9 protein-coding genes are annotated in these 19812 nt (G+C 59.1%); 4 read left to right on the forward strand and 5 right to left on the reverse strand.

The window, feature by feature from the left end:
* Positions 1–35: 35 nt before the first annotated feature.
* Both ASD02_RS23595 and ASD02_RS23600 read left to right on the forward strand, forming a co-directional pair.
* The gene (locus ASD02_RS23595) at positions 36–935 is read left to right on the forward strand and encodes a Ku protein (protein ID WP_057221150.1); all 900 of its coding nucleotides are present in this window, start codon (positions 36–38) and stop codon (positions 933–935) included.
* Between the two features lie 15 nt (positions 936–950).
* Positions 951–1757, forward strand: a complete 807-nt coding sequence (locus tag ASD02_RS23600) for a Ku protein (RefSeq protein ID WP_057221151.1) — start codon at positions 951–953, stop codon at positions 1755–1757.
* A gap of 91 nt (positions 1758–1848) precedes the next feature.
* Here ASD02_RS23600 and ligD read toward each other — a convergent pair whose 3' ends face one another.
* The 5 genes from ligD to ASD02_RS23630 form a co-directional block, all read right to left on the reverse strand.
* Positions 1849–4503, reverse strand: coding sequence for a DNA ligase D (ligD, locus tag ASD02_RS23605; protein ID WP_057221152.1), 2655 nt, complete (start codon positions 4501–4503; stop codon positions 1849–1851).
* Between the two features lie 564 nt (positions 4504–5067).
* Positions 5068–6309: an HlyD family type I secretion periplasmic adaptor subunit gene (locus ASD02_RS23615; RefSeq protein WP_244494270.1), complete on the reverse strand. Its 1242-nt coding sequence runs from the start codon at positions 6307–6309 to the stop codon at positions 5068–5070.
* 109 nt (positions 6310–6418) lie between these two features.
* Positions 6419–8920 (reverse strand): cadherin-like domain-containing protein, encoded by a 2502-nt coding sequence (locus tag ASD02_RS23620; RefSeq protein WP_057221154.1) that lies wholly within the window; start codon positions 8918–8920, stop codon positions 6419–6421.
* Complete coding sequence (locus ASD02_RS23625) at positions 8917–10668, reverse strand: type I secretion system permease/ATPase (RefSeq protein WP_057221155.1); 1752 nt, start codon at positions 10666–10668, stop codon at positions 8917–8919. Before ASD02_RS23625 ends, ASD02_RS23620 begins: the two co-directional genes overlap by 4 nt.
* Before the next feature lie 69 nt (positions 10669–10737).
* Complete coding sequence (locus ASD02_RS23630) at positions 10738–17985, reverse strand: peroxidase family protein (RefSeq protein WP_057221156.1); 7248 nt, start codon at positions 17983–17985, stop codon at positions 10738–10740.
* A gap of 425 nt (positions 17986–18410) precedes the next feature.
* Between ASD02_RS23630 and ASD02_RS23635 the strand changes: the two genes are divergently transcribed.
* On the forward strand, positions 18411–19073 hold the full coding sequence (locus tag ASD02_RS23635) for a response regulator transcription factor (protein ID WP_057221157.1): 663 nt from the start codon (positions 18411–18413) through the stop codon (positions 19071–19073).
* 340 nt (positions 19074–19413) lie between these two features.
* Positions 19414–19755 (forward strand): helix-turn-helix transcriptional regulator, encoded by a 342-nt coding sequence (locus ASD02_RS23640; RefSeq protein ID WP_057247459.1) that lies wholly within the window; start codon positions 19414–19416, stop codon positions 19753–19755.
* Positions 19756–19812: the final 57 nt, after the last annotated feature.

A 19812-nucleotide genomic window follows, 5' to 3' on the forward strand; every position in this document is an offset into this window, starting at 1 on the left:
TGAGTTCCGTTGGCCGCGTCAGGAGAACTTGTATCATGGTTGCCCCAAGAGCGAATTGGAAAGGCTACATCAAGTTCGGCGAGGTGACCTGTCCCGTGGCGCTCTATACGGCGGCATCAACTTCTGACCGCATCGCCTTCAACACTCTCAATCGCAAGACGGGAAACCGAGTCAAACGCGAATTCGTCGATGGCGAGACGGGAGATACGGTTGAGCGTGACGACCAGGTCAAAGGCTATGAGATGGAGAATGGCCAGTACGTCGTCCTGGAACCCGAGGAAATGGCCGAAGCCGTTCCCGAGAGCGACAAGACCCTGAAGATAGAGGCCTTCATCCCCTGCTCCCAGATCGACACAATCTACTTCGACAAGCCCTATTATCTCGCTCCCGACAAGCTGGGCACCGATGCCTTCGTGCTGCTGCGCGACGGGATGAAACAGGAAAAGGTCGCCGCGATTGCGCGAACGGTACTGTTCCGACGGGTGCGCACCGTCCTTATCCGAGTGCATGGCAAGGGGCTGATCGCCTCCACGCTCAACTTTGATTACGAGGTCCGTTCGGCCGACAAGGCTTTCGAGGATCTCCCCGACCTCAAGATCGAAGGCGAGATGCTGGATCTTGCCGAACATATCATCGAAACCAAGATGGGTAGCTTCGACGCCAGCAGCTTCGACGATCGATATGAGGCTGCGGTGGCCGAACTGGTCAAAGCCAAAATCGAAGGACGCTCGCTTCCCAAAAGGAAGGCGCCCGCTGAGTCGAAGCCTGGAGATCTGCTGCTGGCACTGCGCGAAAGTGCGGGCATGGCTGCGAAGAAAACAAAAGCAAAGCGCACCGCAGCGAATGTCAACAAGGGCGCCGCTCGCAAGCCAGCTGCAAAATCTGCAACTGCCAAATCCAAGCCCGCTACCGCGCAAAAACGGCGCGCCAGCTAGTCGGAGGACGCTTTCATGGCCGTTCGGCCCTACTGGAAAGGTTATCTCAAGCTGTCGCTGGTCACCTGCCCCGTGCAGATGATGCCGGCAACGTCCGACGAAGAAAAGGTCCGTTTTCATACGCTCAACCGCGCGACACAGAACCGTGTTATCAGCCACTACGTCGATGCGGTCACCGGGCACGAAGTCAAGGAGGACGACCAGGTCAAGGGCTATCAACGCGCCGAAGACGAGTACGTCATGCTGGAGGACGACGAGCTCGAAAATGTCGCGCTGGACAGCACCAAAACCATCGACATATCCACCTTCGCACCCCGCGACAGCGTCGAATGGATCTGGTTCGATACCCCGTACTTTCTCTCCCCGAACGACCCTGTCGGTCAGGAAGCCTTTTCCGTCATTCGTGAAGCGATGGAGGCCAAGCGGGTGGTTGGCATTTCGCGACTGGTCATCTCGCGTCGCGAACGCGCCGTCTTGCTGGAGCCGCGTGGTAAAGGCATCATCCTGTGGACTTTGCGCTACGGGGATGAGGTCAGGGACGAGAAAGCCTATTTTGAGGATATCGGCAACGAGAAAGCGGATTCCGACATGATGCCGCTCGTCCAGCAATTGATCGAAAAGAAGACCCAGGACTGGAACCCGAAGATAGTCGTCGACCCGGTCCAGGATCGGCTGCTCGACATCATCAACGCGAGAAAGAAACAGCTGAAAAAACCCCAGAAGGGCAAAGCGAAATCGCCAGCGTCGGAACCGAGCAATGTCATCAACATCATGGATGCGCTGCGCAAATCTGTGGCCGCCGAAACCCGACCCCGTAAATGAGCCGCGCACCATTGCCGAGGCTTCCGGTCCGCTACAGCCATCGCCCACGATCCATGTCGGGGTGAAAAGCATCCGCAATTTCGGCGGATGACTACGCCGCAGCCCTGTTCGTTTTGCTCAGGCGCTTGATCGCCTGCTCCAGCGAGCGCTGGCTTTCACAATAATCCTGCCAAGCGGTCCCCGCTCTCAGAAACTGCGGCACGGTCCGGATGGTGAAGCGTGTGGGATCGAGACCCTTTTTGACCTGCGTCCAGTTGAGCGGCATCGACACCGTTGCCCCGGGCCGCGCCCGCGGCGACAGAGGCGCAACGGCGGTCGACATCCTGTCGTTGCGCAAGTAGTCGAGGAAGATGCGGCCCTCGCGCTGGTTCTTCGCCATCCTGATCAGGTAAAGATCCGGATTGTCGCGGGCCATCCGCTGACAGACATCATGGGCAAAACCCTTCGCCTCTTCCCAACTCAATTTCTTCCTTCGCGCCACGGCAAGCGGCGTTACGACGTGCAGTCCCTTGCCACCCGTCGTCTTGCAGAAGCTTACCAGCCCGAGTTCTGCCAACCGGTCGCGAATTTCCCGCGCCGCGTCAATGACGGTGGAAAACTCGACTTCGGGGCCCGGGTCCAGATCGAACACCAGGCGGCCGGGCACCTCCGGTTTCCCGGGCTCGCAATTCCAGGGATGCAGTTCGACACCACCGATCTGGGCGATCGCCGCAAGCCCCTCGACGCGGTCGATCTGCAGGTAGGGCTTCTTGTCCCCGAATACGGTGACCAGCTCGAGCAGGTTCGATGTTCCCGGCATGGCATGTCGCTGGAAGAATTGCTCGCCGCCAATCCCGTCGGGAGTGCGAATGATCGAACAGGGCCGCCCTTTGATATGATCGATCAGCCAGGACCCGACCGCCTCATAATATTGGGCAAGCTCAACCTTGGTCACCGGCTTCCCATCGCCACCATCCGGCCATAGAGGTTTTTCCGGGCTGGAAATCAGCACGTCCATGACCTCGGCCTTCCCGCCCTTGCGAATACGATTTGGTACTGGCTTTACCGTCGAAGGATCGGACACGGCAGCCTTTGACGGTGACGCCGGTTTTTCCGCTTTCACCTCGCCCGCGGGTTTGTCTTCCCTCAAGCCCTTGAATGCGGCCTGCCGCACCTGGCCATCGGCCGTCCAGCCGGCGAACTCGATCTCGGCAACGAGATCCGGCTTGAGCCAAACGATATTCCGATCCTTCTTTGGCGCCCCGTTACCAGTGAAGGGTGACTTGGAGGCCTCTAGCTTTTGCAGCTTCGGCAACAGCGTTTGGACGGTCTTTGCGCCATAGCCTGTCCCGACCCGGCCGACATAGACGAAATGCTCGCCACGATTGACGCCAACAAGGAGAGAACGGAACTTGCCGTTGGTCGTTGCATAGGCGCCGATGACGACTTCATGACCTGCGCGGCATTTGGATTTCGCCCATGTGTCGGAGCGGCCGGACTGGTACGGCGCATCCGCTTTCTTGGAAACGATGCCCTCAAGGGAAAGACGGCGGGCCGATCGCAGCACGGCGTCACCGTCGGTTTCAAAATGCTCGGCGAAGCGCAGATGCGGATCGTCGCCCGCATCCTCCAGCATCGCTGCGAGCCGTTCTTTCCGCTCTGTCAGCGCAAGCTCTCGCAGGTCCTCATCGCCGGTAAATAGGAGATCGAATGAAAAGTAGACCAAGGCATCGGTCTCGCCTTCGGAAAGTGCTGCCTGAAGGGCGGCAAAATCGGGTGCTCCTTTTTCGTCAAGAGCACAGATCTCACCATCGATGATGGCATCAGGCAGAGCTGCTGCCGACTTGGCGATGGCGGCAAATTTGGCTGCCCAGTCGAGACCTTTGCGGGTTTTCAAAGTCGCCTTGCCATTCTCGACCCGCATCTGAATGCGATAGCCATCAAATTTGATCTCATGGATCCAGCCACCGCCGTTCGGAGGGCGGTCCAGTGTTTCGCATAACTGCGGTGGGATGAAATCAGGCATTCTGGATTTCGGGCGTCTGGCGGACACAGACTTTTTTCGGCTCCCCGCTCCCGCCTGGCGTTCCTCGGCGGCAAGACCGTGGTTGCTGTCCCACACCGCGTCGGCCCCAATAGCGCCGCCCTCCACCATGAAGGGCTTTGGCTTTCTGCCTTTGCCCGACGCGATCGCGTCCATCGAGCGTCCGGAGGCGACTGAGGTGTCGTTTTCCTCAAGGACAGCCGCTCCGTTCTCATCGACCGAAAAATCGTCACGATGTTTGATCAGGAGCCAATTCGTTCGTTTTCCACCATCGCGATCATGACGCATGCGCACGAGCACAAAGCTGCCGTGGAGCCGTTTGCCCTCAAGGGTGAACTTGAAATCACCTTTGGCCAGCGCCTCTTCCGGCGTCCGATTTCCTTCCGGCTCCCAATAACCGCGATCCCACAGCATGACAGTGCCCCCGCCATACTGGCCTTTCGGAATGGTGCCTTCGAAATCGCCATAGTCGAGCGGGTGATCCTCGACCTCCACCGCAAGGCGCTTGTCTTGCGGATCGAGCGATGGCCCCTTGGTCACAGCCCAGGATTTGAAGACACCGTCGAGCTCCAAACGAAGATCGTAGTGCAGCTGGGTGGCGTCATGTTTCTGAATGACGAAGCGACGTCGATTGGAAGGGCTGAGCTTGCCCGCTCCGCTTGGTTCCTTGGTGACCTTGAAATCGCGCTTCTGTTTGTAGGTCGAAAGCTTGTCGCTGGCCATCGCTGTCCCCGGTCTCGTCCGCCATCCCCACCGACTTCCTTGAATGCAGATCAGATGCGTGCAGGCTCGCCTGCCAATCGTTGCTCATGGCAACACAAGGATTACGCGCCCGTGTTCACCGTGCTGTCACGTCTTGGAACGGCTCGCATCCTCGCGAGACAAAAACATTTTCGGGCGCGTTTGGTTCCTCTCGCGGTTAATGTCGGCGGGTGGAGGGAAGCTGCGGAGTATCGATCTTCAGCAAGCCGCTACCCAGCCGGACTTTGCACACTGCCCGAACGTCCGACAGCAGGTCTGGATGACGATCAAGATGCAGAGCAGCTTTACCAGTGGCACTTACGGCTTCGCCCTGCGTGTTTGAGGAGGAACTTCGATGTTGCGGTGGCCACTTTGGAGTTTCTTAAGCGTCGAGAATGATCCGTGCGCGTCCGAAACGAATGCGTTCGCTCGGTCATGACCGTCCGGCGACAGACGGCCATCCCAAGGATGTCGCGGAAACAGCCCTGGGATGGCCAGTTCCCGCACGAGGCACATCATGTCTCTGTGCGGAAGATGCGAATTTGTTCACTGTTCTCGAAAGGCCCGGCTGAATTGGTCGGTAAGCGGCTTCGATAGGAACGACAGTGCTGTTCTTTGCTCCGTTGAAACGAAGACCTCCACCGGCATGCCGGGCAAGAGTTTATTGTCACCAAGCTTGGCCAACTCCACTTGGGCAACCCCGATATCCGCCAAGTAGTATGTCTCACCGGAACTTGGGTCGTTGCTCGTAGCGGCCGACACATAGGTGACGTGTCCGGAGAGCTCGGGAGTAGTGCGTTGATTGAAAGCCGAAAAGCGAAGCTTCGCCACCTGACCGGAGAACACCTGATCGATATCGGTGGGAGAAAGCCGGGCCTGGATCTTAAGTGCAGCGTCGGTAGGGACAAGCGTGACCAGCTTTTCCGCCGGCGTGATCACCCCACCAATCGTGTGGACGAAAAGCTCGTTCACGGTTCCCGACAAAGGGGCGCGTATATCGGTGCGTTGCAATCGATCTTCGACAGCCACCTTTCGTTCACTCAACTCCGAGATCTTCTGTTCGACGGTCGTTAGATCACGCTGTGCTTCGGTCCGAGCGGCCTCGTCGATGGCGATGATCTGAAGCTCGATTTCGCTGGTTCTGGCCTTGGAGCGCGCGATGTTGGCTTGTATCTCGCCGTACTCGCCGGTGATCTTCGCCATTTCGCGATCAATGATGTACTTGCGGGAGGTCTCGAGCAGGTTCTTGTCGGTGAGGCGCTTGATCTTCTTGTGCTCGGTTTTGATCAGCGCCAGTTCGTCCTGCTTTGCGGTGAGCTGAACCCTCAAGCCATTGACCTCCTCTTCCAATTGGGAAATTCCCAATTGGAGCTGTTGCTTCTGGCTTTCCCGGTTCTGGCGGTTCCCGTAGAAAAGCCGCGCCTCGCCCATGAAGACCGTCGGAACCACACTCATTGCCTCACTGAGTTCTGCTCCAAACTGCAATTCCGCCGCGTTGTCCCGTTCGGCGACAAGCCTCGTTTTTCGCGCCGCCAGTTCAACAAGCTGGTTCTTGACGATGGACAGTTCCGCTCGGGTTTGCACGTCGTCAAGCCGCAGCATGATGTCGCCTTTTCTGACGGCGTCGCCTTCCTTGACCAGGATCTCGCTGACGATGCCGCCGTCACGATGCTGGATTGCCTTCAGGTTCTGATCGACCTTGACCATTCCCGCCGCAACGATCGCGCCCGTAAGCTGGGCCGTGGCAGCCCATCCGCCGGCGCCGGCAAAAAGCAGAACGCCAAGCATGGCGCCGACGATAACCCGGAAGGTTACCGGGAACGCGGCGTCTGCCTCATCGTCGCCGATGGCTGGAGGATTTCGTTGTGATTTGAGCATTTTGTTTTTCCCCCCGGGATTATATTTGAGCGGTCTCGACGACCACCAACATGTGATGACCGCTCAAAGTGACAGCCACCTCGTATTCCTGGTCGTTGTTGGTATCGAATTCGATCCGCGTTACGCCATGTTCCTCTGTCCCCTCATGCCGCATTCTGATGGGAAGCGCGTCTTCATCGACATCTTCGCCATAGACAGCCTCGAAATGGTCCTCGAGGTTATCGACGATCTCCTCGAAGATCTGATACCTCGACATCTCGATGCGGTCCCCGACCATGAAATCGAGGATGTGATGGATGGCGTCGCTGGTCGATGAACCCGCCGGCATATTGAAACGGAAGACGTCATCGCCGCTGCCTCCCTCGAGGATCAACGCGGTTTGACCGACGTGGAAGACGTCCGCCTGGGCGCTGCCCACGATCTGTTCAAAGCTCGTGACAATGTCGGTTCCGATATCGACACCGGTCGCGATGCCGGTCTCAAGGTCGATGACAACCCCCTGCGTTGCCGCAGAATAATCCAGGGTGTCCAGACCCGATTGGCCATCATAATGGTCATCGGCGCTGTCCGCCGCGGCCATGACGGTATCGTTTCCCGCTCCGGCCGAAACGACATCCGCGCCTGCTCCGTCGTGAATGGTATCGTTGCCGGCCCCCGTGACGATCGTCTCGGCGTTGTCGCTGCCGATCACGCTGTCATCGCCTTGACCGGTCAGGACCACCTCGAAATTCGCGACGGTGTCCTCGCCGATTTCTGCGCCCGAGGCTTGGCCTTCGCTGAGGTCGATCTCGATCGACCGTGACAAGCTGGAATAATCGAGCGTGTCGGTGCCATCTCCGCCATCGTAAAGATCGGGGAGAAGATCCCCTCCTGCATCTTTAACCGTATCGTCGCCGGCTCCGGTGGCGATTGTCTCGGCCCCAAGGCTGGCGGTCACGCTGTCATCCCCCTGACCGGTCAGGACCACCTCAAAATTCGAGATGGTATCTTCGCCGATCTCTTCGCCGGCGGCGTTGCCTTCGCCTAAATCGATGATGATTGATTGTGACACGCTGGAATAATCGAGCGTGTCCAAACCGTCGCCGCCGTCATATTGGTCCGAGACGAGATCCCCTTCGCCCGCAATCGTGTCGTTACCAGCACCTCCCATGACGATATCCTCGTCGCCGCCCCCCACCAGAACATCCGCGCCTTCGTCCCCGACAAGATGATCCTTGCCCGCTTGCCCGAGCAGAGTATCGTTGCCGCTACCGCCGGACAGGCGATCGTCGCCGCTGCCGCCGTCGATGGCGTCGTTGCCTTCATCGCCGGCAACCAAATCGTTGCCGTCGCCGCCGAAGGCCAGATCGTCGTCAGCGCCTCCATGCAGGGCGTCGTCTCCCTCGTCCCCAGACAGAATATCGCGCCCCTCCTCGCCAAACAGACGGTCGTTGCCGCTGCCGCCGTGAATCTGATCGTCGCCTGTGCCGCCGAAGACGACATCGTTTCCGATCCCTGCGAAAATGATGTCGTTGCCCCCGCCCGCGACGATGTTGTCGTTGCCGTCGCCACCATCCACCGTATCGGCACCACCGCGGGCATCGATGCTGTCATCGCCTGCCCTGCCGTCGATGGCATCGCTGCAATTGGTGCCGAGCAGCAGATCGTCACCCAGGGTCCCGACAATCGGCGGGGCGCTGACCACGGAAAAATACGCAGTCTGGGTAATCGAAAGCTGGCCATCTGTGATCTGGTAGGTAATCGTGACCGGACCAAGCTCGGTCCAATCGTAGAGCCAACCTTCTGCGGTCCTCGTGATTGTGCCGGATGTCACCGTGATATCCCTGACGGAAAGCAAGTTGCCGTCCGGGTCGGACGCACCGCGCAATAGATCGGAAAGGCCGATGACGACCGCAGCACAACCGGAAACATCCTTCAGCGTGACTGAGCCGTTCACGCGCGGTGCGCGGTTAACGGGGTCGTTATCTTCGTTGTCGTCATCATCGTCATCGTCATCACCACCACCCGGCTTGTCGTCTTCCCCATCCTTTACCGGGAAAGATTTGACGGGAGAGCCGGCAACAGACGGCGCCGACGCGACATTGTCGTTCGACGCCCTCAAGACGGGCGACGGGCTTTCCAGCTCCCACCGTTCAGACATCGAGGTCGAGAAATCATCCGGCCGGAATGAGGGCGATCGAATATCAACGGCATCCATTTCTTCGTTCTGGCTACTGTAGTTTCGCATGGCGCCGCCAGCCTTCTTTTTGGCAGGCGCTTCCTCTTCCTTGACTTCTTCCGGCTTGTTCTCCGCCACCAACTGCAAGGGGGCCATATCTTCCTGCGGCTCCCTTGCTTGCGGAGGCTGCTCCTCCGCCGGCTCCGACGCCGTGCTGAAGGCGCTCTTCAGATAAAGCGCAAAGCCCGTCAAAAACATCGCGATAACAGCCGGTGCTCTTGACGGCGCTTCCTCGTTTTTCAGGCTGTAGCGCTGGTGCGGGTCTTCCTCTTTGACCGTTTTTGTTCCCTTCGCCTCGATCATTCCGACACCTTTGACGTCATGCGCGCGGGCAGTGCGGGTCGGCCACCGGCGTCCCCTATCGCGGCTGGTTTCAGGATTTCGTTCTTGGGCCCAAACGCGACCAGCTTGCCGCCTTGAACCACGGCAATCAGGTCGCAGGCGGTAAGCGCGCTCGGGCGATGGGCAATGACAATGGCGATGCCATTGCGGGCGCGAACGGCTTGTATGGCCTGCGTCAGTGCGGACTCGCCCTCGCCGTCGAGATTGGAGTTGGGCTCGTCCATGACGACGATGAACGGATTGCGGTACAACGCCCGTGCAAGCGCGATCCGCTGCCTCTGACCGGCAGACAGGGATGCCCCCTGAGGCCCGAGCGCCGTACGGTAACCGTCCGGCAGACGCACGATCATTTCGTGAATGCCGGTGGTTTGTGCCGCTTCCACGATTGCCCGTGCGTCGACATCAGGATCAAGGCGGGAAATGTTTTCCTCGACCGTGGCATCCAGGAGTGCCACGTCCTGCGGGAGATATCCGATGTGCTGTCCGAGACAGCTGTCTGACCATTGCGTCAGCTCAGCATCATCCAATCGAACACCACCGCGAAGCGGCGGCCAGATCCCGGTCAGCGCGCGCGCAAGTGTTGTCTTGCCGCCGCCGCTTGGACCGATAATGCCCAGAACCTGTCCGGCTTCGATGTCGAAACTGACATCGCTCAGAAGAACCCGGCCGGAACCGGGGGCTGCAACCGTGAGCTTTTCGACCTTCAAGCTCTTAGCGGGCGCAGGAAGGTCCATCGGCGCAACGGTACTCGTCAATGCGACCACCGTTTCCTTGAGGCGAGCGAAGGCGGTTCGTGCCGTGACGAAACTCTTCCAGTTGCCGACAGCAAGATCGACCGGGGCAAGAGCACGCGCCGAAGCAACGGATGCAGCGATGATGGCGCCGGCAGACATTTCCCCCTGGATCGTCAGCCACGCTCCCAGACCCAGAACCGCAGACTGCAACACCATCCGAAGCACCCGGGAGATCGCCCCAAAGGTGCCGCTGATGTCGTTGGTCCGGGTTTGAAGCGCCAGGTGCTCCTTGTTGGCAACATTGAACCGGCTGACCGCACGCGGCGCAAAGCCCATGGCCTTCAACACCTCGGCATTGCGGGTGTTTGAATCGGCAATGGCATTTCGCTCAATACCGGCCTTGTGGGTGGCGGCGGCCCATCTGCGCGTCATCACCTCGGTCAGGATCGCGAGAATCGTGAGGACAAAGGCGCCGCCAAATGTCAGGGCGCCGAGATAGGGATGCAGCATGTAGACGAAGATCAGGTAGAGCGGCATCCAGGGAAGGTCGAAAAAGGCGATCGGCCCCTGGCTGCCGAGAAATCCCCTGACCGTATCGACGTCGCGGCCGCGCTCGAGGGCCTCTGCCGTGGAGAAGCCGAAACGGGGCATGTCGATCGCAACTTCATGCGCCAGAGGGGCGATCTTTGCATCCAGCCTTGCGCCGACGCGCACCAGTATCTGTGAGCGGATGATGTCGAAGAGCCCCTGGAACAGATAGAGCCCGATCGCCAGGATCGAGAGCCCGAGCAGGGTCGGGATGCTGCCGCTGGTCAAAGCCCGGTCGTAGATCTGCAGCATGTAGAAGGAGCCGGTCAGCGCCAGAATGTTGATTATTCCGGAGGTGATGAAAAGAAAGAGGAATATTCCTTTAAATCTCTGCGTAAGCTTCTCAGCGTTCTTACGTTTCGTGCCAGTCAGTGGGGTCTTGCGCATGATACTCACCAATCCGCGTTTGATGGAGTAAGGCCGGCGCGCCTTGGTCGGCGCGCCGGAAAACGCTGGTTACAAGTTGAAGTCAGAACCGGTGAGGTTGTGGTTCCCCTTGAGGTTCAGGCGGAACTCTGCGGCTCCGTCACTGTCGACGCTACCCGAGACGACGGTGTAATCGCCATCGGCCCTGGTTTCATGGGTCACGGCGAGTTGTGCCGGGCCACTCAGGCTCGATCCCGAGACCAGGGTGAAGGATTGATTTCCCGCCACCCCATTATTGGCATCGGTACCGCTGAGGTCGATCTTGTCACCGGCCTGGAAGCTGGTGATCGTATCGCCATCAGCATTGGCTTCGGACTGGAACCGGAACGTATCGTTGCCGGCTCCGCCTTCGATGACGTTGACGAAGGCATTGGCGACAATCGTGTCATTGCCCGAGCCGGTCACGACATTTTCGATCCCCCACAGGGTATCCTGCCCGGTCTGACTGCTGGACACGCTCCCCTGGTTCATGAACCCGGAGCCGATATCAACGGTCAGATTGGCGGTTATGGCCGACATGTCCAAAGTGTCGTTGCCGGCATCGCCGTAGTAGATGTCGTCACCATCATCCTTGGCGGCGACAATGATATCGTCGCCGGATCCCCCGGATACGAAGTCGCTGCCGGCACCGGTCTGGATCATGTCATTGCCGGCATCGGCAAAGATACGGTCCGATCCGGCATCGCCGTAGAGCATGTCGTTGCCCTCACCGCCGAGAATGTCGTCGTTGCCATCGCCGCCGAAGACCAGGTCGTTGCCGCCACCGGACGTGATGAAGTCGTTGCCGTCATCACCTCTGATGACGTCTGCACCCTCGCCACCGATGACGGTGTCATTGCCCCCAAGGGCAACGATCGTTTCGGCATTTGCCGTACCAAGCAGGACGTCTGCACTGGCTGTGCCGGCGATCGGCGATCCAGCGGACGGAGCAGGAGTGTTCGGCGTTTCACCGGTATCGTCGTCCGTCCCGGTAATCTGCGGTCCGCCGCCTTCGTATTTCTTGAACGTGACGGAGTTCGTGCCGTTGCTGACCGTGACGTTGCCGTTAGCCTCGGTGGTCACGAAGTCCGTCAGCGTGCCCCCGAGCTCGATCACGTCCTGGGGACGCAGTTGGCCGACAAGCGTGTCGTTACCGCCATTGGACCTGAAGACGATCCGATGCTCGGAGCTGAGCCCAGTTATGTCGACCGTGTCGTCGCCGGTGTTGCCGTCGATGGTGATCGTGCTGAAGTTGAGGCTTGTGAACGGCGCATTGAAATCGCCGAACACCTGGATCGTGTCACCAACGATGGGGCCGCCGCCGTCAGGCTGGTTCGGGTTGTTGCCGTTGTTCGCGGTCGTATTGAAGGCGTTGACCGTGATTTCTTCGATGTTGTCCAGTTCGGCGATAACAGTGGTGTTCAGCCCGACTGTACGGGTGATGACGATCTCGGTATCCGTTCCGGTGACAGGAACCCCTGCGGCAATGGCAGCTGCCTTAGCATAGATACGGAACGTTTCTGCTTCACCATTGCCAGTGAGCTGGAAGGTGTCGGTGCCGGCGTCGCCATCAACACGGTCAAACCCTTCGGTGGAACTCATGTTGATGGTGTCGTTGCCGGTACCTGCGTCGATAATGTCATTGCCGGTGCCGCCGTTGATCGTGTCTCCACCGTCGCCGGCATCGATATTGTCATTGCCGCCACCGCCGGTGATCGTCGTTCCCGCGGTATTGCCGATGATGATTTCAGCAGCCGCGCCGCCGGTGATGTTGCCGATCACGCGGTTGATGTTGACCTGGGCCGTATCCGTCAGGCCGCCATCGGTAGCGGTGTAGACGAACGAGCCGCCTGCTCCGCCTGTGTCATTCAAGGTGAGGATGCCCGCCCCGATCACCGGAGTAGTGACGCCATCCGGGCTGCTGACGGCTGTGAGCGTAAGGGCACCGCCTTCCGGGTCGGTATCGTTGGCGAGCAGGGCAGCGTGCGAGATGGTGAAGTTCACCCCTTGCGCAACGTTGGTGATGACGGTGTCGGTGTTGACGGACGGAGCATCGTTTATGGCGTTCACTGTCACGGTCGTGGTCGCGACTGCGCTGGTCAAAAGCCCGTCATTGACGGTGACCTGAATGCTGCGGGCGGCCGTGCTCGGGTTCTCCGAGGTGTTGGCGTAGCGCACCTGCTGGATCGCCGTGCGATAGTTTGCAATCGAGGTTGTGCCGGAGAGCGTCAGGGTAATCTGACCCGCAACGGAATTGTCTACCGCTGCGGTAATGCCTCCCGGCAAGCCGCCCTGCACCGTCAGGGCATCGCCGGCGCTGGCATTGGTTAGAACCACCCGGGCAGAAGCCAGGGACGTACCATCGTCGGTAATGACAGGGCCAAGCGCAATGGCAACGGCAGGGGCATTTTCGGTATAGCTGGTCTGGTAGTTATTGCCGGGCGCGCCAGGCACAGGCGTGATGGTATCGACCTCGGTCTGGATATTGACGTTGTCGATGTAGAGGTTTTCACCACCCTCGAAAGTCCCCGCCGCTCTGAAGCGGATTTGAGTATTCGCGCCGATCAAGCCTTGGGGGATTGGTGCCGTGAAGACGTTCGTTTGATTGCCGCCGACGGTTCCAAGCGAAGTCCAGCCGCCGTTGGTTGTGTTACGAACTTCGACCACGACATTCTCGCCGAAATCCAGTTCGTCTGCGACGTAGTTGAAGCTTAGCGTCGCCCTGGTAATGCCTGTCAAATTGACAGCACGCGCAAGGGTCTCATTGCCATCGGTGCCTTCGATGAATTGCAGTCTGCCAGCGGCGAGACTGACACTGACATCACCCCCTGTGGCGCCGCCGGTATCGTTATCTTCGACCCATGGGCCTCCCCAGTTCGAAGCGCCGTTGTTATTGGTATAGGTGGCTGCGGTGAACGTATCGCGATAGGCCTGCGCGACTGTCGCTGTCGCCGTGGAGGTCGAGGGGCCATGCAGATCCAGCGTCGGCGCCTGCAGTGAGATATCCTGGTCGGTGAAATCCAGGATTTCGACGTTGCGGATGGTGTCCGTGCCGTCGGTCGCCAAGCCACCGACATGGGCCACCGTGACCGTACCGTCGACATTAAAGTCAATGTCGTATTCCGCACGGGCACCCGAGAACACCGCCCTGTCGATATCTGCAATCCCATCGCTATCAGCTTGGTCGTTGCTATCGCGGATGGTTCGCACGATTGCCAGCTGGCCCGGATTGATGGTGCCGTTGAACATGGCGGCGGCAAGCGTCGTCATGCTGTTGTGCAGAACAGGCGTGCCCGTATGTTCAGGATCGTTGGCGGCATAGACGCCGATCTGTACGTCGAGCCATTTGTCGCCGTCGATGATGTCGTCACCGGCGTTGCCGATAATACGGTCGCTGCCGTCGCCGCCGAGGATAATGTCTCCGCCGTCGAAGGAGGTGACGCCAGCGCCAAGCAACGCCTGCAGGCCATTGACAAGCGCGATACCTTCAGCGTCGAGCGCGCTCCCGAGATACCCTGTGGTCCCGCCTTGGGTCAGAGGCGCCCTATCGGCCGCCACGTCTTCGGTGCCGGCCAACACGTCGTTGAACCTCGTCCCGGAGAGACCTTCCATGGATTCGTACTCGTCGAGTGCAGCGTTCTCTGGAAGCACCGGAGCTTCGTCGAACACGATCGGGATCGACAGGTCGGCATTTACCCCAAGGGCGTTGTCCTTGTAGGTCGCCCAGTCGAAGCCGGACATGCCCACCATTTTTCCGCGGCCGGCGCTGCCGACCATGATGTCGTCGCCACCCTCGCCGATGAACTCGTCAAAGCCGCCATCGCCGAGGAACACGTCATGTCCGTCAACGCCGTCATGGGCAAAGACTTCATCGAAGTTATCGCCAGGCGCACCGTCAAATGTACCGGTTTCGATCCAGTCGTTGCCTTCGTTGCCGAGGATGCGTTCGGCGTTCTTGTTGCCGTAGATGAAGTCGTTGCCGGTTCCGGCGAAGACCTCCGATCCCATGTCGGTGCCGAGGAAGATGAAGTCCTGGCCGTCATTGCCCATGACCAGGTCGAGGCCGGGTCCTGCATGGACGACGTCATTGCCCGCACCAGCCTTGATGTTGTCGTCGCCGCCGGAGTCGACGATGATATCGTCGCCTGCGCCGGCATTGATGATATCGTTGCCGAACCCACCTTCCAGCCGGTCATTGCCGCCGTCGCCATAAAGGGTGTCGTCACCGATCCCGGCGATCAGGATATCGTTCTGCTCGGTGCCGCCAAGGACCACGTGGTCGCCGCCGGTATATTTGAGATAATTGGTATCCGCGCCCGGTGTCGCCGGGTTGTTGCGTTGGACGAGTGGTGTGAGAATACCACCGCCGAGGGGGTCATTGCCCAGATTGTCGGCACTTTCGTCGACGCCGGTCCCGGGATTGTCATCCATGATGCCGTCTGCGCCGGCCGTCTCGCCGAGACCGGGATTATACTGCTTTGTCCGGTCGACCTCGAGAATGAGGCCGGGTGTCGAGAAGACGTCGGACGGCAGGTGCGTCGCGTCGGTATTGCGCATGATCATGGCTGCGAAGGAGTTGTTCTCCATCTCGCCAAAGAGGTGCAGGCCGTCGAGACGCTGCAGGTAATAGAAGCGGTCGCCGCTCTGCAGTTTTTCCATCTGGGTTTCGAAGACGAAGTTGAAGGTCGAGCCGAGCATGCCGCCGAAGGGCATGATCTGTTCGGCAAGGCCGCCGATCCATAGATCGACATCGTTGAGACCACCAAGCGATCCTCCGGCAAAGCCGCCGGTGGCATTGAGAAAGTCCTCGGCGTTCGCCTGTACCGCCAGTCCGCCGAAGGACTGGTTGAAGATCAGGGTCATCGCGGCGTCGCGCTTGCCTTCGATCGTCGTCTGGCCGGTGATCAGCGGATGCGTGCCGTAGGCGGCGATGAAGTTGATGATCGAGGCTTCGTGTTTGAGATGGCTAGCGAAGTCGACCCAGCTCTCATAGGGCTTGAGCAGGGCATCCTGGTTGGTCGCCGCATAGAACTGAGCGCGCGCTTCATTCAAGGTCGGCACACCCGTGTCACGACCGCGAGCCAGGTTGATGGTCGCCAGATCGAGCGGCAGCCCCAAGAGATTGTTGCGAAGCGCGCTCGTCACGAACTCGTCGATCTCGTTGCCCACCTGCCGGGTCATGCCACGGATAATGGCGCCGGCGGCGACATCGGCATCAACCACACCGGCCGTACCATTGTTCTTGAACTGGATCGGATTGAGGAAGCCCTCGATCAAGCCGATATGGTCGGCATTGAAGCTTTCGTCGAAGCGGTCGATGGACTCAGTCAACATCGAGTGACCGAAGCGATAGACCACGTGGGCGAATTCCGCCACGATCGACGGGTCGATGGTGACGTCGAAACCGTCCGGCACCAGGAACACGTTGATGTTGGGCTGGATCTTGCGTGCAAATTCTTCAAAAACAAGATGCTGATACTGCATTTCGGTGCCGAACTTGGCCGCCTGGAACAGGCGTTCGCCGTCCCAGATGAGCCCAGTTGCGCTTGCCGGAACTTCCGTGACGTCAACAGCCAGCCATTCGTTCAGAAATGCGACCGCCTCCGCCTGCGAAGCACCATTGGTGAGCATGGCAGCGGCGTCGGCCAACACCACGTCCTTGGTGTGCTGCACCAGGCGATTGTGTTCGGAGTGGAAGACGTGGTGGACGGCTGTCAGGCCGATATTCTCGTTTGCACGGCCGTCACCGGCGATAAAGTGGGCGTCAAGCAACTCGTTGTCATACTGACCATCGGTCGGCGTTTGGTCCGGATTGCCGAGCCCGATTTCTAGATCGCCGTCGGCAAGACCCGTAGGGACCGCATTGTGGGCGATGTCGGCCAGGAAAGCGTGACCGGTCCGCACGGCCAGATGCTGTACATCGGGAAGCGTATCGGCGTCGGGACCGTCTGCGACAAGATTAAACAGGCTGAGTGGATCGGTTGGCGTGCCCGATTGCAGTGACTGCGGTGGCCCAGCCATGACAACCTGCGGGAAGCCCGTTGTCGGGTTGGGGATGAAGTTGCCATAGGCGTCGGTCGCCAGTAGCGGCAGGTTGCCGACATGAAAGTCGGTCAATTCGATGCCGAGGATCGTTCTTGCCTGGGCCTTGACGTCGGCCCAGGTGGCCATCCCGCCATTGACGCCTTCAATCAGCCGTCCGGTTGCAACCGGAACGCCATCCGCATTGAGCACATATTGGCGCAGGAATACCTGATGGGAGGGATGCGAGGTATAGGTCTGGTTCTGGTCGACGAATGAGGTCGTGTTGTTGACCGGACGATCCGTATCGTCTGCGGTCCCCATCACACCATCGGCGCCCGGCCCGGCCAAAGTCGCGCGGGTCAGCACCATGAAGTTGGTCGTACCCCCTGGCACATAAAGCGGGTCGTCGGGCATCAGCGGTATGAACACGGTGCCGTTGCCGCCCTTGGCGACAAGATCAAGACCGTGGTCGAAGAACTGGCCAAAGAGCGTGAACCAGGAGTTGAATGAGGCCGACAAGCCTTCGTCCGGCGCCAGGTTGGTGATTTTGACGTTCGCGCCTTCAAGTTCGATGCCGTTGTCTGTGAGAAGAGTCATCAGACCATCGTCGACAGCATCAAGTGCTGCGCGTGCCGCGTCCAGTTCCGCAAGCGCATCGGCTGCCGCCTGTTGCAAGGCTGCGTTGCCGGGACTGGCCGATGCCGCCGCCGCCGCTTCCGCATATTCGCGCTCTTCGGTCGCGACAGCTCTGAACTGCGGGATCAGCGGTGCATAGGCCGCCGAAATCGCTGCTGTGACGGCCATCTGCTGTTCCGGAGGAACGATGCCTGCCCTCTGCAGGCCGGTCAAAATTGCCGACGGATTGCCAAGTGTCTGGTCGACGAGCAGGTTGGAAATGGTACGCACATAGGGGTCGAACACGTCACCGGGGCCGGCTGTTCCGGGGCCGTCATTGTCGATGCCTGGCTGGTAGGTGACGGGGACCATCGGGGCCGGACCGGGACCGTCGGGGTCGACCATGATTGTGCGGAAATCGGTACCCAAAGGCTCTGGGAATTCATTGTCGGCCGCACCCCATTCCGGGTGAAGCGGGTTGTTATAGGTGCCGTCAACCGTTCGCAGGCCCCAAGAAACATTGTAGCTTGGAATCGAACCGTTCGGGCCGAACAGCGACTTGCCCTGAGTGCCACCCGACTGCTCGAAGAGCGCGTGATCCTCTGCGATTTTGATCTGCTTCAAGATGAAATCGAGGTCAGAACGAATATAGGCAACCATTTCTACTCTCCCCTTAAAGCCGGCAAATGCGGCTTGGCCTGACCGGTGAAATATTATTGATGACGTCGATCGTCCCGCTGCGCGGGGTGTTGCCCGCACATCGTCGACAGAAACATTCGTTTTATCTAATTTGCTAATAATCAACTGGTCCGATGCCTCTTGGCCAGTTGCCTAAGTCCAGTCATTTTTCAGACTTTGGTGCCTAAAGCGCGCATGACATTGGTCGCCTAACCCCCGGGACCAAGGTCTTAATCACAGCGCGCAGCAGCATTGCTGTTCTGGAGGTCAAACGGTTCAGGCGATGGTTTGCCCAACAGACGGCTCCAGACCGTTGGGGCACTACAGATTTAGGCTTACCTACATAAGCGCATGGACAGGAAATGGGCGCAGGCGTATATCTCCCGTCAGAGGGTGGGAGATCAAATATGAGATCAATTGCGCTGGCTCTGGCCGATGATCATCCATTGATGCTCGCGGGTCTTGTAGATCTGTTTAGATCCAAGGAAGAATTTGTAGTCGTCGCGACTGGGTCTTCCGCCGAAGAAGTACTTGAGATCGGACTACAAGCAGCGCCGGATGTTTTCATCGTCGACATTATGATGCCTGGCAACATCTTCAATACTATCCTGGACCTGATGAAACGGGGTTGCAGGACGAGGTTCCTGGCGTTCAGCGCCATGTCGAAATCTGACATCGCAGTCAATGCGCTCAAGGCCGGCGCCAGTGGCTACGTCGTCAAGGGGACCAGTCCACAGGAGCTCATTGATGCGGTTAAGGCCGTTCAACGAGGTGAAATCTTCATAAGCCGGGATCTCGCCTGCAAGTTGATTGAACACCACAGAATGGCGTCGCTCCGTGCCGCAGCCGGGCCACCCGTCAAGTTCAGCCTCAGGGAAGGCCAAATCATCGCAATGCTGACGCGGGGATGCACCAACCGCCAGATCGCCGTGGAATTGAAGATTGGCGAAAAAACCGTTAAGAATCATATGACTGCGCTCATGCAAAAGTTAAATGTCCGCAATCGCCTCGAAGTGCTGATTGCGACACAGAAACTTGATCGGGACGAGCTGTCCGCTCCACGCCACTGATGGTGATATCACAAAGCCTTGCCTGATCTGATACGCGCCTGCCATTAACGGCCTCAATTAGTAGCTGTATTTCGAAACGTTTCTGAGGCGCTAACTCGCTCTATCTCTCCAACGGATTCACCTGATCCGGAAAGACACCACGCTCACCGATTGCGCGCGCTGGAAGCGTCGGGTCTCACTCCGCCCTACCACTATTGACGAATGCCCAGTCAGAGCAGCTCACCGCAAGTCGCACACAGCAGCCGATCGTTTGAGGATTGTACCGCAAATGGACGGATTGCAGAGAATTGTGCGCAACAGCACGCTCAATTCAGACATTCGTCGCTGGAGGTGCAGTGCCATGCCAACACGCGTCAACACAACAGCTGCGCTTGCGGAAGAACTTGGCGAACGCCTACGGGCCGTGCGGCTTGATCACCGGTTCTCGCGGGATAGGCTTGCCGCCGCGCTTGGCGTCACGCTCCACCAAGTCCAGAAATATGAGAATGGCAAGAGCAATATCTCCGTGCCGATGCTTATTCTCATGTGCGAGGCGCTCGGCGCTCATCCAATGGAGTTGATCGGCACGATGGTTGAGGCTCGAGTGACCGTTTGCAAGACACAGGATATCGCGCACGAGCGTCTCGTCATGGCCCAGCTGAAACTCGAGGAGATCTGCAGGGAGATCGCCGCAGGGACGTGATCGGTCATGTCGCCGGCCTGCTCACCGCCGCGACGGCTCAAAATGATAGTTGAACAT

The sequence above is a fragment of the Ensifer sp. Root1252 genome (genome assembly GCF_001425885.1).
GTDB lineage: Bacteria > Pseudomonadota > Alphaproteobacteria > Rhizobiales > Rhizobiaceae > Ensifer > Ensifer canadensis.